Annotated in this window: 14 protein-coding genes; 10 read left to right on the forward strand and 4 right to left on the reverse strand. The window is 55.6% G+C overall.

What is annotated here, in order from left to right; all coding sequences use genetic code 11:
* The first annotated feature begins 31 nt into the window (after positions 1-31).
* From mnmE to EDF70_RS23655, 5 genes are read left to right on the forward strand one after another with little or no spacing between them, the layout of a single operon-like run.
* Positions 32-1,336, forward strand: a complete 1,305-nt coding sequence (mnmE, locus tag EDF70_RS23635) for a tRNA uridine-5-carboxymethylaminomethyl(34) synthesis GTPase MnmE (protein ID WP_132278591.1) — start codon at positions 32-34, stop codon at positions 1,334-1,336.
* A gap of 47 nt (positions 1,337-1,383) precedes the next feature.
* A complete protein-coding gene (mnmG, locus tag EDF70_RS23640; RefSeq protein ID WP_207908308.1) occupies positions 1,384-3,255 on the forward strand; it encodes a tRNA uridine-5-carboxymethylaminomethyl(34) synthesis enzyme MnmG in 1,872 nt (623 codons plus the stop codon).
* Positions 3,255-3,875, forward strand: coding sequence for a 16S rRNA (guanine(527)-N(7))-methyltransferase RsmG (rsmG, locus tag EDF70_RS23645; protein ID WP_132278593.1), 621 nt, complete (start codon positions 3,255-3,257; stop codon positions 3,873-3,875). Before mnmG ends, rsmG begins: the two co-directional genes overlap by 1 nt.
* Positions 3,876-3,891: 16 nt before the next feature.
* Positions 3,892-4,683, forward strand: coding sequence for a ParA family protein (locus EDF70_RS23650; protein ID WP_132278594.1), 792 nt, complete (start codon positions 3,892-3,894; stop codon positions 4,681-4,683).
* A 23-nt stretch (positions 4,684-4,706) separates the two neighbouring features.
* Entirely contained in the window at positions 4,707-5,588 is an 882-nt protein-coding gene (locus EDF70_RS23655; RefSeq protein WP_132278595.1) for a ParB/RepB/Spo0J family partition protein, read from the forward strand.
* Between the two features lie 18 nt (positions 5,589-5,606).
* Here the strand turns inward: EDF70_RS23655 and holA are convergent, their stop codons facing one another.
* Genes holA through leuS form a run of 3 tightly spaced genes read right to left on the reverse strand, consistent with a single transcriptional unit; the run spans position 5,607 to position 9,834 of the window.
* Complete coding sequence (gene holA, locus EDF70_RS23660) at positions 5,607-6,662, reverse strand: DNA polymerase III subunit delta (protein ID WP_132278596.1); 1,056 nt, start codon at positions 6,660-6,662, stop codon at positions 5,607-5,609.
* Positions 6,663-6,674: 12 nt separating this feature from the next.
* A complete protein-coding gene (gene lptE, locus EDF70_RS23665; protein WP_245519308.1) occupies positions 6,675-7,208 on the reverse strand; it encodes an LPS assembly lipoprotein LptE in 534 nt (177 codons plus the stop codon).
* Positions 7,201-9,834 carry a leucine--tRNA ligase gene (leuS, locus tag EDF70_RS23670; RefSeq protein ID WP_132278598.1) on the reverse strand — a complete coding sequence of 878 codons (2,634 nt, stop codon included), beginning with the start codon at positions 9,832-9,834 and terminating at the stop codon, positions 7,201-7,203. Before leuS ends, lptE begins: the two co-directional genes overlap by 8 nt.
* Positions 9,835-9,997: 163 nt before the next feature.
* Here leuS and EDF70_RS23675 point away from each other — a divergent pair, with 163 nt between their 5' ends.
* The 5 genes from EDF70_RS23675 (at position 9,998) to minE (ending at position 14,648) form a co-directional block, all read left to right on the forward strand.
* Positions 9,998-10,657: a YggS family pyridoxal phosphate-dependent enzyme gene (locus tag EDF70_RS23675; protein WP_132278599.1), complete on the forward strand. Its 660-nt coding sequence runs from the start codon at positions 9,998-10,000 to the stop codon at positions 10,655-10,657.
* 88 nt (positions 10,658-10,745) lie between these two features.
* Complete coding sequence (locus tag EDF70_RS23680) at positions 10,746-12,683, forward strand: AMP-binding protein (protein ID WP_132278600.1); 1,938 nt, start codon at positions 10,746-10,748, stop codon at positions 12,681-12,683.
* A 114-nt stretch (positions 12,684-12,797) separates the two neighbouring features.
* Positions 12,798-13,544 (forward strand): septum site-determining protein MinC, encoded by a 747-nt coding sequence (gene minC, locus EDF70_RS23685; RefSeq protein ID WP_132278601.1) that lies wholly within the window; start codon positions 12,798-12,800, stop codon positions 13,542-13,544.
* Positions 13,545-13,575: 31 nt separating this feature from the next.
* Entirely contained in the window at positions 13,576-14,391 is an 816-nt protein-coding gene (gene minD, locus EDF70_RS23690; protein ID WP_132278603.1) for a septum site-determining protein MinD, read from the forward strand.
* Positions 14,388-14,648 carry a cell division topological specificity factor MinE gene (gene minE / locus EDF70_RS23695; protein ID WP_132278605.1) on the forward strand — a complete coding sequence of 87 codons (261 nt, stop codon included), beginning with the start codon at positions 14,388-14,390 and terminating at the stop codon, positions 14,646-14,648. The genes minD and minE overlap by 4 nt, the downstream gene beginning before the upstream one ends.
* A gap of 105 nt (positions 14,649-14,753) precedes the next feature.
* Here the strand turns inward: minE and EDF70_RS23700 are convergent, their stop codons facing one another.
* A complete protein-coding gene (locus EDF70_RS23700; protein WP_112730583.1) occupies positions 14,754-15,461 on the reverse strand; it encodes a DUF1013 domain-containing protein in 708 nt (235 codons plus the stop codon).
* Positions 15,462-15,695 lie beyond the last annotated feature (234 nt).

Raw genomic sequence — 15,695 nt, forward strand, 5'->3', positions numbered from 1 at the left:
GGATTCAATCACGCGTCCGAGGTTCTGAATAATGCGGGCCGATGATACGATTTTTGCCCTGTCGAGCGGTTCGCTGCCGGCAGGGCTTGCTGTTATTCGGTTGAGCGGATCGAGATCGATCTCCGTACTGCAAAAGCTGGCGGGACCCCTCCCCCAGGCTCGGCACGCGTATTTGCGAACAATCAGGCGAGCAGACGGCAGTGTCATCGACCGTGGCTTGGCAATCACCTTTCCGGGGCCGCATTCCTTCACAGGCGAGGATTGCGTCGAATTGCATCTGCATGGAAGTCGCGCTGTGGTCTCGGCGCTTTACGCCGAATTGCTGTCCGAAAATCTGCGACTTGCGGAGGCTGGTGAGTTTTCCAAACGTGCTTTGGAGAATGGAAAGCTCGATTTGGTCGAGGCTGAAGGATTGTCCGATCTGCTTCGGGCGGAAACTGAAATGCAGCGCCGTCTGGCTTTGGAGCAGAGCGATGGCGGTCTCTCAGCGATCTATGAGGGCTGGGCTCTTGAGTTGACAAGGGCACGCGCTCTTATCGAAGCCGAGCTCGACTTCGCCGATGAAGATGATGTGCCTGGGTCGATTTCCGATACGGTGTGGATGAATGTGAGGCGGCTGAAGGGTGAGATCGACGCCCAACGCGAAGCCACAAGGTCTGGGGAAATCATACGGGATGGTTTTCAGGTCGCTATCGTCGGCGCGCCCAATGTTGGAAAATCCAGTCTTTTAAATGCCTTGGCTAAGCGTGACATTGCCATTGTCACCGAAATTGCGGGCACAACGCGCGATGTTCTTCACGTTGACCTGGACCTGGATGGTTTTCTGGTTCGTTTCTTCGACACTGCAGGAATTCGTGAAACCGAGGATGTCGTTGAAAGAGAAGGGATACGCCGCGCGCATCTGGTTCTTGAACGTGCTGACCTGATACTGCTGCTTTGCGAGGCTGATCAGCCACTGCCGGAAATAGATCTGCCTGACACAATTCCGGTCTGGACGATCAGGACAAAATCCGACCTGCGGCCTGAGGTGGACGCCGACGTCATACGGATTTCCACCAAAACAGGCGACGGGCTCGACGAACTTAAATCGGCGATCGTCAATAGTGTGACGTCTCGTTGGGAGGCTATCGCCTCTTTAAAACCGGGACGCACACGACACGCGCTCCTATTAGAAAATACTTCCAATTTCATCGCGGAAGCATTAGAGGGTTCGCAACTGGATATGCAGGCGGAGTGCCTGCGCCTTGCCGCCGAAGAGCTAGGCCGGATTACCGGAAAGGTAGATGTTGAACATCTGCTGGATATCATTTTCTCGGAATTTTGCATTGGCAAGTGATTCACGTGAAACAATTCGATTCGGTTTCGAAATAAATGGAGCGCAGCGTGACGACCTATGATGTCATCGTTATCGGTGGCGGCCATGCCGGGTGTGAAGCAGCCAGCGCTGCTGCGCGTGCTGGTGCTCGGACGGCTCTTGTTACCCATCAGATCGCGACGATTGGCGCAATGTCATGCAATCCGGCGATTGGCGGTCTTGGAAAAGGTCATCTTGTTCGCGAAGTGGATGCTTTGGACGGATTGATGGGGCGAGTGGCCGACGCTGCCGGCATCCAATTTCGACTTCTGAACCGAAAAAAAGGACCTGCAGTTCGCGGTCCGAGGACGCAGGCTGACCGCAAGCTTTATCGAGCTGCGATGCAGGCCGAAATCTTAAGTCACGCCAATCTTGATGTCATTGAAGGTGATGTTTTCGACCTGGCGGTGATCGAGAACGTTGTCTCGGGCGTGATACTCAAGGACGGTAGGACGTTTGCCACCAAGTCCGTTGTCCTAACGACTGGCACTTTTTTGCGCGGATTGATCCACATCGGTGCGGATAAAACGCCTGCCGGTCGCATGGGTGAAGCACCGTCCTTGGGACTGTCAGATACACTGAACAGGTTCGGACTTGCACTGGGGCGTCTCAAGACGGGCACGCCTGCGAGACTGGATGGAAGAACGATCGATTGGGAAAGCCTCGACAAGCAGGAGGCTGACGAAATCCCAAGTCCTTTCTCCTTCATGACGGATTCGATCAAAAACCCGCAAATAGCTTGTGGTGTCACTCGGACGACCGCAGCAACCCATGCAATCATCGCCGAGAACATCGGCCTTTCAGCCATGTATTCGGGGGAAATTAAGGGTGTCGGCCCGCGTTATTGTCCATCGATCGAGGACAAGATAACCAGGTTTGGCGAGCGCGACGGCCATCAGATTTTCCTGGAGCCAGAGGGTTTGGACGATCCCACCGTCTACCCGAACGGCATTTCCACGTCCCTGCCTGCGTCAGTACAGGACGCCTTTATCCGCACGATACCGGGCTTGGAAAAGGTCGCTATCTTGCAGCCGGGATATGCGATCGAATACGACCACGTAGATCCGCGCGAATTGACACAAAGCCTTGAAGTTAAAAAGCTTCCTGGGTTGTTTCTGGCCGGCCAGATCAACGGAACAACAGGTTATGAAGAGGCCGCCGCACAGGGATTGGTAGCAGGCCTCAATGCAGCTTTGCTGGCAGGTGGCCGCTCATCTGCAGTTTTCAGCAGAACTGAAGCGTATATCGGCGTGATGATTGATGACCTGACATCGCGGGGTATTTCCGAGCCCTATCGAATGTTCACGTCACGGGCTGAATATAGACTATCGCTGCGTGCCGATAACGCCGATCTGCGCCTGACGCCGTTGGCAAACAGCCTGGGCATTACATCAATCCAACGTCGAGATCGTTTTGACAAATTCAAAAGCGAACTGGATGAGGCTCGGACCGGACTGAAGGCCATGAGCCTGACGCCGCAGGAAGCTGCTCGTCACAATATCAAGCTCAATCAGGACGGCCAACGCCGCACTGCTTATGAACTTCTAGCCTATCCTGATATTGATATTGCGGATTTGCGAAGAGTTTGGCCGGATCTGGAAAAGATAGCAGCTCCGGTTTGTGACGCGCTCGAGATCGAGGCGGGATATTCAGTGTATATGGATCGGCAAGAATCCGGTATCACTGCAACGCGCCGAGAAGAACAACGGGTCATTCCCGAAAGTTTCGACTTCAATGCACTCAGCGGATTATCCAACGAGCTCAAGCTGAAGCTATCCGGAAAACGACCCCAGAATATGGCGCAGGCAGCTGCTGTGGATGGCATGACCCCTGCAGCTTTGGCATTGCTTCTCGCAGTGCTACGTAAAACTGACACCCAACGCGTCCAGCGAGTCTCTTGATGCAGATTAACGGCAAAGATGTTTCACGTGAAACATGGCAAAGGCTCGAGCATTTTTGGGAGCTTTTCCGAAAGTGGGCGAAATCAATAAATCTCGTCGCCCCCTCTACTCTACCGGATCTCTGGAGCCGTCATGTTGCGGACAGTGCGCAGATTTTCCAGCTATCGCCAAAGCCACAAGTATGGGCCGATCTCGGCTCCGGTGGCGGCTTCCCCGGTATCATCACCGCGATTTTTCTAAAGGAATTGGGCGGCGGCTGGGTACATCTCGTCGAAAGCAATCAAAAGAAGGCAGCTTTTTTGCGTCAAGCCCTTCTTGAGACGGGCGGATCGGGAAGTGTCCATGTCCTGCGTATCGAAGATGCGCCGCAAATCTTGGACGAAGTCGATGTGATCTCGGCGAGAGCCTTGGCGGACCTGGATCTTCTGCTGACTTTTTCTGAGGCCTGGATGACTAGAAATCCCGAATGTCGCGCTTTTTTCCATAAAGGCCGGGATTACCGTCAGGAAACGGTGAAAGCGAATGGTCGCTGGAACTTTGATCTGATAGAACATCCCAGTGCCGTTGAAAAAGATTCCATCATTCTAGAAATCGCAGGCCTCCGGCGCAAGGTCGACTGATCATCCGGATAGCAGAATGAGCGAGCTCAATCGAATTATCACGATCGCTAACCAAAAAGGTGGCGTCGGCAAAACAACGACAGCAATCAATCTGGCGACAGCCCTAGCGGCCATCGGTGAACGGGTTCTGATTGTTGATCTTGATCCGCAAGGCAATGCCAGTACGGGTTTGGGCATAGATCGCCGTGATCGAAAGCTTTCTTCTTTCGATCTGATGATGGGCAGTCATACAGTAAACGAAACCGTCGTGGCGACGGCCGTTCCCAACCTCTTTATTGTTCCATCGACGATGGATCTTCTGGGGTTGGAAATGGAGATAGGTCAAGCCTCCGATCGCGCCTTTCGCTTGAAAAGAGCGCTGCAGACGGATGGAGCCCAATCCTTCTCCTATATCCTGCTGGATTGCCCGCCTTCGTTCAATCTCCTGACCATCAATGCCATGGCAGCTGCGCATTCGGTGCTTGTTCCGCTGCAATGCGAGTTTTTCGCGCTTGAAGGCCTTAGTCAGTTGCTTGAGACCGTTAATCAGGTCAAGCAGACGGTCAATCCGGCACTTGATATCCAGGGTATCGTGCTTACAATGTTTGATATCCGCAACAACTTGGCACAGCAGGTTGTCAATGATGTGCGAACATATCTTGGTGACAAGGTTTATCACACTCTGATTCCGCGAAATGTCAGGGTTTCAGAGGCGCCTTCTTATGGTAAGCCGGCCATTCTTTACGACTTGAAGTGCGCAGGTAGTCAGGCTTATTTGCAGTTGGCTTCCGAGGTAATTCAGCGTGAACGCCGCCGCAAAGCGGCCTGATCTGCCGTAGTAGGGCATTTGATATGAGTGAAGATATTTCGAAACGCCGCCTCGGACGCGGTTTGGCAGCTCTCATTGGGGAGATGGATCAGGCCACGCCGGTGGGCGAGGCTCCAAAAGCCGTGAGTGCTGACCGCCTGGTTCCCATTGAGCATATCAGCCGCAACCCGCGTAACCCTCGTCGCTATTTTGATGAGAGCGATCTTCAGGACCTCTCAAGCTCAATTCGTCAACACGGTATTGTTCAGCCGGTTGTTGTTCGGACCATTGGTGAAAATTACGAAATCATAGCCGGCGAAAGACGTTGGCGTGCGGCTCAATTGGCTGGCCTGGTCGAAATCCCGGTCATCGTCCGCGACGTGGATGATCGTACTGCGTTGGAGATCGCAATCGTCGAAAATGTGCAACGCGCAGATCTTAATCCGCTTGAAGAAGCATTGGGTTATGAATTGCTGGTGGCTGAGCACGGCTATACGCAGAACGATCTGGGCGATATTATCGGTAAAAGCCGAAGCCATGTTGCTAACAGCTTGAGATTGTTGAAACTTCCTAATCCAGTTCGTGAGATGCTTGCCGCAGGAGACCTCTCCGCCGGTCACGCGCGCGCTCTCGTGTCGACGTCGGATCCTGCAGGCCTGGCACGGACAATCGTGTCGAAGGGCATGTCTGTCCGTGATGCGGAACGTTTGGCGCAGAACGATATAAAGGCGCAGACACAGCCAGCTTCGATGCCGAAGATGGATCAGAAAGATTCCGATACCTTGGCGCTGGAGAGAACATTGTCCGATGCCTTGGGGCTTGATGTGACCATCAACCATCGCGGCAGCGGCGGGCAAGTTCGGATTTCCTATAAAACCCTAGATCAACTCGAGGAAATCTGCCGGCTTTTGGAAAAGCGCCTGTAAGGACTCTTGCCCGTACAGCTATCGACGCGCGGCTGCAGAAGCCTGCCGCGCGGATTGCAATGTAATCGACATCAAAAGATGAAATGCAATACTGTCCTCAAGACCCTGACGTTGGCGGGTCTGCAGGATAGTCGATTGGATACGGGCTGACTCACGCGCAATCGCTTGCGGTGCCCAGCGCCTCAGAGCACGCTCCACGATCGGTTTACGGCGAAAATGGATATGCCGACCCAGCGTCTGCATAACCTGCGCCGGCTCGGTGTTTTTTTCGTCCATTTCCGATCGCATTATATCCAGCATCTGGAACTGCCGCAGGCAGGATTGCAAAATCAGAAAGACCGGTGTCTTGGATGCCACGACTTTTGCGAAGGCAAGGTTGAGACGTTCCACGTCACCTTCCAGGACAGCATCGACCGCATCGTCAGTGGATACGGCGCTGGCATCACCAATGATGTCGATGACATGTTGTTCCTCGATCGTCCCCTGCCCTTTTCTGTAGAGAGCAAGTTTTCGGATCTCTCCTCGTGAAGCAATGCGGTCGCCACCCAGCGCTTCCAGCAATCTCTCGCGGGCATCGGGCGTGATACCAAGGCCTTCGGCCTTCAGTTCATCATCTATGAGGGCATTCATTGCGCGGGTGTCGTCGGCATAACACGGTATGGATGCTACGGTATTGGCGCTTTCGGCCACTTTCCGCACGCCGCTACCCTTTTTCACGTCGCCGGCTTCGATCAGAAGAATGTTATCGGAGGGTGTTCCGCCTGCCAGGGCCTGCAACGCATCGACAAGAGGCTTTTCAGTTCCGCCAGCCCTGACCCAGATCAGCTTCTTGCCGCCAAACAGACCGAAGGCGTGGACTTCATCGGCAATACGGCCCGGATCGCCGCTTAGATCGCTCGAATCGAGCTTGACCATGGCAAAGGGATCGTCGGCCGCAACCCCACTCCTCGCGGCTATGATGGCTGCCCTTTCGGACACCAAGCCACGGTCCGGCCCATAAACCAGAAAAATCCTGTAGCTCTCGACGCTGGATTTCGAAAAACGATCGAAGTCGTGAGATTTGATTTCGACCATAGCCGGCCGCCGTTACTGGCGGCCGAGAGTGGTCGCGATATCGCCCCGGATGAATTCTGCCAGCTGTTTCGCTGCGCGATCTTCCGCGTCGCGATAGGCACGCATTTCCGCAAACTCCTGGGCAGAGATATCGAGCAGTGAAGTCGACTTGCGTTGCGCTGTACGCAGAACCTTGCCATCACTGGCACGGGTCAATGTGTAATCCGCCGTCAAAGTCACGCGACCCGGAATGAGGTTATTGGTCACCTGTTCATCCAGAACATTCTGACGGAACGAGGTTACGTTCATGGTCAGATTGTACTCTGGCTGTCTGCTTTCCCCTGCACCGCCGGAGGTGAGGAAAATAAGTTCGTTGCGAACAGTCTGCTCGATCCGGTCGTCGGCCTGCGAGAACCCGATCGAAGCGAGCTTCTGTCCCGCCGAAGCGCCGCCGGGAGAAGAGACGGCGTAAAGCGGCTTAACCTGGCAGCCGGCCAATGCCACCAGAACCGCAGCTATTGAGGCGACGCGGCCGATACGAAGCAAATCTTTGGTGACGTTAGACAACAATGTTCACGATCCTCTGTGGGACAACGATGATCTTCTTCGGGGACCGCCCTTCGAGCGTGGCCTGAACGGCTTCCAGCTGAAGCACGGCCTGCTCCACGGCACTTTGATCCGCGTCGCGCGAGATTGTCAATTCCGCACGCTTCTTGCCATTGATTTGAACCGGCAGGAGAATCTCGTTATCTGCTACCAGGTCGGCATCAAACGAGGGCCATGCAGCCTCGGCGACCATATCTTTGCCACCCAGAACCTTCCAGCATTCTTCCGAAAGATGGGGTGTCATGGGGGCGACGATCTGCACAAGGATCTCGGTGGCGTTGCGGATGGCGGCGATATAGGCAGCATCCTTGCCGCCGGCGGCAACGGCAGTGAGTGGGCCTGCGAGTGTATTCACGAGCTCATAGATACGCGCGACGGCCTTGTTGAAGGCCAGCTTGTCGAAGTCTCCCTGCACAGCCTGTAAGGTCTTGTGGGCTGCCTGCGAAATCGCCAGCGCTTCACCATCCTTAGCCGGATTCGCCTCGACAGAGGTCAGCACCTCTGCTGCTTCCGACACCAGGCGCCAAACACGTTGCAAGAAACGATGAGCGCCTTCTACACCGGCTTCCGACCAGATGACGTCACGCTCGGGCGGGGAATCCGAAAGCACGAAAAAGCGTGCGGTATCTGCGCCATAGGAGGCGATGATGTCATCCGGGTCCACGACATTCTTCTTGGACTTGGACATCTTCTCGATCGAGCCGATCGCGATCTCTTCATTGCTGGAGAGGAGATAGGCGCGACGCGTGCCATCAACCTCCTCGATCCGAAGGTCAGCGGGAGCTACCCATTCGCCGTTAGGCCCCGAACCTTTGCGATAGGTTTCGTGAACCACCATGCCCTGCGTGAAAAGCCCCTTGAACGGTTCGCTGACACCAACATGCCCTGTCTCCTGCATGGCGCGCGTGAAGAAGCGCGAATAGAGAAGATGCAGGATCGCATGTTCGATACCGCCGATATACTGATCAACCGGCAGCCAGTGATCGGCAATCTTCGGATCGGTTGGGTCGTTTTCCCAAGGCGCGGTAAAGCGCGTGTAATACCAGCTGGAATCGACGAATGTATCCATCGTATCCGTTTCACGGCGCGCATCGTGTCCGCATTGCGGGCACGATACGTGACGCCATGTGGGGTGACGGTCGAGCGGGTTTCCTGGCAGGTCGAAGGTAACGTCGTCGGGCAGCTGTACCGGCAGGTTCTTCTTCGGTACCGGCACAACGCCGCAGACCTCGCAATGGATGACCGGAATCGGGCAGCCCCAGTAACGCTGGCGAGAAATACCCCAGTCGCGCAGACGGAAATTGACCTTGCGGCTTGCCTGCGCCGCACCGCCAAGGTGCTGCTCGGACAATTGTGTCGCCACCGCTTCGAACGCAGCCTCGGTCGTCATGCCATCTAGGAAGCGTGAATTGATCATCACGCCATCGCCGTCATAGGCTTCGTTACCCACTGCGAAGGTTGCGGCGTCTCCGCCAGCCGGCATGACCACCGGAATGACCGGCAGGCCGTATTTGCGCGCGAAATCCAGGTCGCGCTGGTCGCCGGACGGGCAACCGAAAATGGCGCCTGTGCCGTAATCCATCAGCACGAAATTGGCGATATAGACCGGTACTTCCCAGTTCGGGTCGAGTGGATGCCTGACCTTGAGGCCGGTATCGAAGCCCTTCTTCTCGGCTGTTTCCAGTGCTGCCAGCGAAGTACCTGCCTGACGGCATTCTTCACAGAAGTGATGTGCGTCGGCATTCTTTTCGGCAATTGCGCGGGCGACCGGATGATCGGCAGCAATCGCCAGGAAGGAAGCGCCGAACAAGGTGTCTGGGCGCGTAGTGTAAACTTCAATGTCGGCAGCGCCGCTTGCGTCCTTGCTGTCAGCCGTCAGCTCCCAGCGCAGAGCCAAACCCTCGGATCGGCCGATCCAGTTCTTCTGCATCAGCCGGACTTTTTCCGGCCACTGGTCCAGCGTATCGAGGGCGTCCAGCAGGTCCTGGCTGAATTCAGTGATCTTGAAGAACCACTGAACCAGATCACGCTGTTCGACCAGCGCGCCTGACCGCCAACCGCGACCGTCGATTACCTGTTCGTTGGCAAGCACGGTGTTGTCGACCGGGTCCCAGTTGACCTTGGACTGCTTGCGGTAAACGAGGCCCTTTTCCATCATGTCGAGGAAAAGCATCTGCTGGCGGTGATAATAATCGACATCGCAGGTTGCGAACTCGCGCGACCAGTCGAGCGAAAGGCCCATGGCCTTCAGCTGTTTTTTCATCGAGGCGATGTTCTGGTAGGTCCATTCCTTGGGATGAACCTTGTTGTCGCGGGCTGCATTTTCCGCCGGCATGCCGAATGCATCCCAACCCATCGGGTGCAGAACGTTATAACCGCGCGCGCGCTTGTAGCGTGCTACCACGTCGCCCATGGCATAGTTGCGCACATGGCCCATGTGAATGCGTCCCGACGGATAGGGGAACATTTCTAGGACGTAATATTTCTCGCGCGGATCGCTATTGTCCGTCTGAAAGGTTTTGGCTTCATTCCACCGTGCCTGCCAGCGAGGCTCGGCGTCGCGCGGATTGTAACGTTCGGTGGCCATTTTATCGATTTCCGGAATATGATGCGTTTAGGCTGACCTTCACCACGAAACTACCCGAGCGTCAAGTTTTGCCGGGGCCTTGATCGAGCCGGAAGCCCGGTAAGGCTTGGCATCCTGTCCTCTGGCGTTTAATCGCTGATGGGCAAACATGCTGGAGATTCCTATGACTGTTGAACAGAGACTTGCTGAGGTTCAAGGCCGTATCAAGACCGCGGAGAAGACCGCCGGCCGAACTGGGGGCACGGTTCAACTCGTGGCAGTCTCCAAAACATTCGAGATTGAGGATATCCGCCCGGTAATCGCCGTCGGGCAGAGGATATTCGGTGAAAACCGCGTTCAGGAAAGCCAGGCCAAGTGGCCTGTTCTCAAGCAGGAAACGCCGGATATCGAATTGCATCTTATCGGCCCACTGCAGTCGAACAAGGCGGCTGAAGCGGTTGCGCTGTTCGACGTGATCGAAACAGTGGATCGGGAAAAGATTGCCGCAGCTCTTGCGCAAGAGATGAGCAGGCAGGGGCGCAAGCTACGCCTCTATGTTCAGGTCAATATTGGTGTGGAGCCACAAAAAGCAGGCATTGCGCCGAAGGATACAGAAGCTTTCCTGAAATATTGCCGCGAAGACCTGTCTCTGGAAATTGAAGGTTTGATGTGCATCCCACCGGCGGATGATCATCCCGGCCCATATTTCGCCCTGCTTCGGAAGCTTGCGGAAGAAAACGGTATCACAAAGCTGTCGATGGGCATGTCCGGTGATTTCGAAACCGCTATTCAGTTCGGCGCGACCAGTGTGCGTGTCGGTTCTGCGATCTTTGGTGCACGCTAAGCGATCTTCGCCCTTCGTCGGATTTCCCCCTTGATGGCTTGCTTCTAAAATACCTCTGCGAGCATGGTTCGCAGGGGAGGAAAGTTGCATGCCCAATCGCTATACCGATGTCTATGAGCAGTGGAAGCGAGAGCCAGATGTTTTCTGGGCCAAGGCTGCTGAGGACATAGATTGGTTCAAACCACCGCACAGCGTGTTCGATCCACATCAAGGTGTTTATGGACGATGGTTTGATGGTGGCGTTACCAATACCTGCCACAATTGCATTGATCGGCATGTAATTGCCGGAAGAGGGAGAGAGGCTGCCGTCATCTTCGACAGCGCCATGACCGGCGCAAGTCAGATCTATACATTCGATGACCTTCTGCTGGAGGTCACCGCCGTTGCGGCCGTGCTGAAAAATCTCGGTGTGGAAAAGGGAGATCGCGTAGTCATCTACATGCCGATGATCCCTGAGGCAGTCTTTTCGATGCTTGCCTGTGCTCGTCTGGGCGCGATCCATTCGGTCGTATTCGGGGGATTTGCAGCGCAGGAACTTGCATCACGTCTGGACAGTGCGCGGGCGAAGGTGGTCATTGCGGCCAGCTGTGGTCTCGAGCCTGGGCGGATCGTTGCCTATAAGCCGTTGCTGGATGCTGCTATCGATCTTGCCGATGCAAAGCCGGCCTATTGTCTTGTCGTGCAACGCGAACAGCTGCGCGCTGATCTGAGCGAGGAGCGTCACGAACTCGATTTTGCCGAGCTTGTGACTGTTGAGAAGAGCAAGAAGACCGAAATAGCCTGCGTTGCGGTTGCCGCCGTTGATCCGCTTTATATTCTCTACACATCGGGTACGACCGGAAAGCCGAAAGGCGTCGTGCGCGACAGTGGTGGCCACATGGTCGCCCTGCAGTGGTCCATACGTAATATCTACGGGCTGAGGGCCGGAGATGTCTCCTGGACCGCCTCTGATATCGGTTGGGTTGTTGGCCATTCCTATATCGTTTACGGCCCGCTGCTTGCGGGTGTCACAACTATCCTTTTCGAAGGCAAGCCAGTCGGTACACCGGATGCGGGAACATTCTGGCGCGTGGTCGAGCACTATCGTGTCAATGTGCTCTTCACGGCTCCAACGGCATTCCGCGCAATCCGGCGAGATGATCCGGATGGGACATTCGCTTTCAGCCGAGACCTGTCCAGCTTGCGGGCGCTTTTTCTGGCAGGCGAACGAGCCGATCCGGAGACATTACGCTGGGCGGAAAAATTGCTTCATGTCCCGGTTATCGATCATTGGTGGCAGACCGAGACCGGTTGGGCAATCGTCGCAAACCCCATCGGGCTTGAGCCGCTTCCCGTGAAACCCGGATCCCCGACCGTTCCGATGCCGGGTTTTTCCGTGGAGGTTCTCGATGATGCAGGCAAAGCCGTTGAACCAGGAATTCTTGGCAATCTGGTAATCCGCCTGCCCCTGCCTCCCGGCTGCCTGACAACCTTCTGGGAAGCGGATGACCGTTTTCGTGAAACCTGCCTTCAGGAATTTCCCGGCTATTACAAGACGGCAGACGCGGGGTTTGTCGATGACGATGGCTATGTGTTCATCATGGCGCGTACGGACGACATCATCAATTGTGCAGGGCATCGGCTTTCCACCGGGGCATTGGAAGAGGTTTGTGCGACCCATCCCGATGTCGCGGAATGCGCGGTTGTCGGCGTCTCGGATGCCATCAAGGGACAGGTACCCTACGGATTTCTCGTCTTGAAGAACGGTGCCAACCGCGCGGCTTCGATCATCCAGCAGGAAGTCGTCGATCTCGTTCGACAACGTGTTGGTCCCGTTGCGTCGTTTCGCACCGCCCTCATCCTGCCGAAATTGCCAAAAACGCGCTCCGGAAAAATCCTGCGTGGCACGATCCAGAAGATTGCTGATGGTGAAACCTGGACCATGCCGGCGACGATTGATGACCCGTCCGCGCTGGATATGGTCGCAGTCGTCCTGCAAAAGTCCCTTTCATTTCACCCAAGCAATAAAATTGCATATAAGCAATGACTTACGGTATTTTTACCGCGATTTCATCATCCGCGGAAAGCAGCGAAAACAGACGACGTTAACCATTTGTTAACCATGTCGGAGCTAATGATCGACAACGAATTTTTAATGTAGATGACCAAAGTGTTAACAGACGCTCGCTCGATCCGTATCAAGGGCCGCTCCTTCCTGGCGCTCGTTCTATCACCCGACCTGCCACTCGACGACTGGCTTGTCAGGCTGGACGATCTTGCCTCTCGATCCGCTGGCTTCTTTCTTGATCGTCCGGTGGTTCTCGATGTCACCGACCTTGCCATAGACAAGGTCCAACTGAAGGATCTTTTTGAGCAGTTGGCCGAGCGAAACGTCCGTATCATGGGCATTGAAGGCGCACGGCCATCGATGCTGGTGCCGGGTATGCCACCGGCCATGAAGGGTGGAAAACCTGCGGCGGATATCGAGGTCAAAGAGCGGGAGCCTGTGGCTGCGGAAGCTGAAGGCGTGCTGTCCGAAGACGCGGACCACGCAGAATCGCAGCAGATTCGACCTGTCACCCAGTCGCTGGTTATCAATGAACCGGTGCGGTCCGGCCAGTCTGTGATTTTCCCGGAAGGCGATGTGACCATTGTCGGCTCGGTGGCATCCGGTGCCGAGGTCATCGCTGGTGGTTCGATTCACGTCTATGGGGCGCTTCGCGGCCGGGCAATGGCCGGATCCATCGGAAATTCTGCATCCAGAATCTTCTGCCGCAAGCTTGAGGCAGAGTTGGTGGCTATAGATGGCATTTACAAAATGATCGAGGACATGTCGCCGGCGCTTCGGGGACAGCCTGTTCAGCTCTGGCTGGATGGTGATTCGATCATGGCTGCGACAATTATCTAAGCTGGAAAACGGCAGGAAACAGGAGATTAAGATGGGCAAAGTCATCGTGGTGACATCCGGCAAGGGAGGTGTCGGCAAAACGACGTCTACCGCCGCGCTCGGCGCAGCCTTGGCGCAGAACGGCGAACGGGTTGTCGTGGTGGACTTCGATGTCGGCTTGCGGAATCTCGACCTCGTCATGGGTGCCGAGCGCCGGGTCGTTTATGATCTTGTCAATGTCATCCAGGGCGAAGCCAAGCTCACGCAGGCACTGATTCGCGACAAGCGACTCGAAAGCCTGTTTTTGCTGCCGGCCTCGCAGACCCGCGACAAGGACAATCTGACCACTGAGGGTGTGGACCGCGTCATCACCGAACTGAAGCGCGTGTTCGACTGGGTCATCTGCGACAGCCCAGCCGGCATCGAACGTGGCGCTACACTTGCCATGCGTCATGCCGATATGGCGGTTGTCGTCACCAACCCGGAAGTTTCGTCCGTCCGTGACTCGGACCGGATCATCGGTCTTCTTGATTCCAAGACGCTGAAAGCCGAACGCGGCGAGCGGATGGAAAAGCATCTTCTGCTGACCCGCTACGATTCCGTTCGTGCCGAGCGCGGTGACATGCTGAAGGTTGATGACGTTCTTGAAATCCTGTCGATCCCGCTGATCGGCATCATCCCCGAGAGCAGCGATGTGCTGCGCGCATCCAATATGGGTGCTCCAGTGACCTTGGCCGACGCCCGTTGCGCGCCCGCTATGGCTTATTTCGAAGCTGCCCGTCGCCTTCGCGGCGAACAGCTGCCGATCACCATCCCTGGCGATAAGCGAGGTATATTCGGCAAGATTTTTGGAAGGAAGGCCGCATGAGTATCTTTGGTCTTTTCCGCAAGCAAAAATCGGCGCCAATGGCGAGAGAACGCTTGCAGGTCTTGTTGGCTCATGAACGCGCCTCCTCAGGCTCCGATCTCGTAGCGATCCTGCGTGAGGAAATTCTGGCCGTCATCGCCAAGCATGTCGATCTCGATGCCGACCGCGTTCACGTCAAGATGGACCGGGATGAAAACATGTCGATCCTTGAGATCGACGTCGAAATCCCGACGAATTCGGCCCTCAAGGCTGCCTGACTATTGAGAAGCCGATAATATCGGCTTCATCTGACCAAAAACAAAACCCCGCCGGGCGTACCGGCGGGGTTTTGTTTTGGAAGAATTCTGAAAAGGTCAGACAACTTAAAAGTTGTCGTCTTCCTCTTCTTCGGTGCGGGTCGATTTCAGCGAGCTGAGCTTCGCGAATACGGCATCCGCATCGATTTCCTTCTCTTCTTCGCGCTCGCTGCGATAACCGAAATCGAGATTTTCGGTTTCGTTGGCAGGACGCAGCGAAGCGCCGAGTTCGGCAGCTGTCGGCAGAGGGCGGTTCTTTGCGGCGCGTTCGACTTCAAGGTCCAGATCGATCTGGCTGCAGAGGCCAAGCGTCACCGGATCCATCGGCGTCAGGTTGGTTGCGTTCCAGTGGGTGCGATCACGGATCTGCTCGATCGTCGACTTGGTGGTGCCGACGAGACGCGAAATCTGCGTGTCCTTGAGTTCCGGATGATTGCGAACCAGCCAAAGGATGGCGTTCGGGCGGTCCTGACGCTTGGAAACCGGTGTATAACGCGGGCCACGGCGCTTGGATTCCGGAACACGAACCTTCGGCTCGGAAAGCTTCAGCTTGTAATTGATGTCGCCTTCGCCGCGGGCGATTTCATCGCGCGACAGCTGGCCGGTGGAGATGGGGTCGAGACCCTTGATACCCTGAGCGGCTTCACCGTCAGCAATTGCCTTCACCTCAAGCGGGTGAAGTTTGCAGAAGGTGGCAATCTGATCAAAGGAAAGTGCAGTATTGTCGACCAGCCATACTGCGGTCGCCTTTGGCATGAGCAATTGTTGAGCCATGGATATAGTTCCTCTGTCCGTCCGCGCCGGTGTCGCGGGCCGTGGGTATCAACCACCATTTCCGGGAATTAGACGCCGTATAATCGAATTGGGACAGAATTGCAATTCTCAGAAACAGGATCGTTGCGATCGGATTCTCTCTTCTCATCTCCATTTGTCTAATTGCCGCTCCCGCCCCAATTTGTATGAATGCCAAAATGTCGCACGTTGATAGATGCAAGGTGCCGACTCGCA

Source organism: Neorhizobium sp. JUb45, from assembly GCF_004343585.1.
Lineage (GTDB): Bacteria > Pseudomonadota > Alphaproteobacteria > Rhizobiales > Rhizobiaceae > Neorhizobium.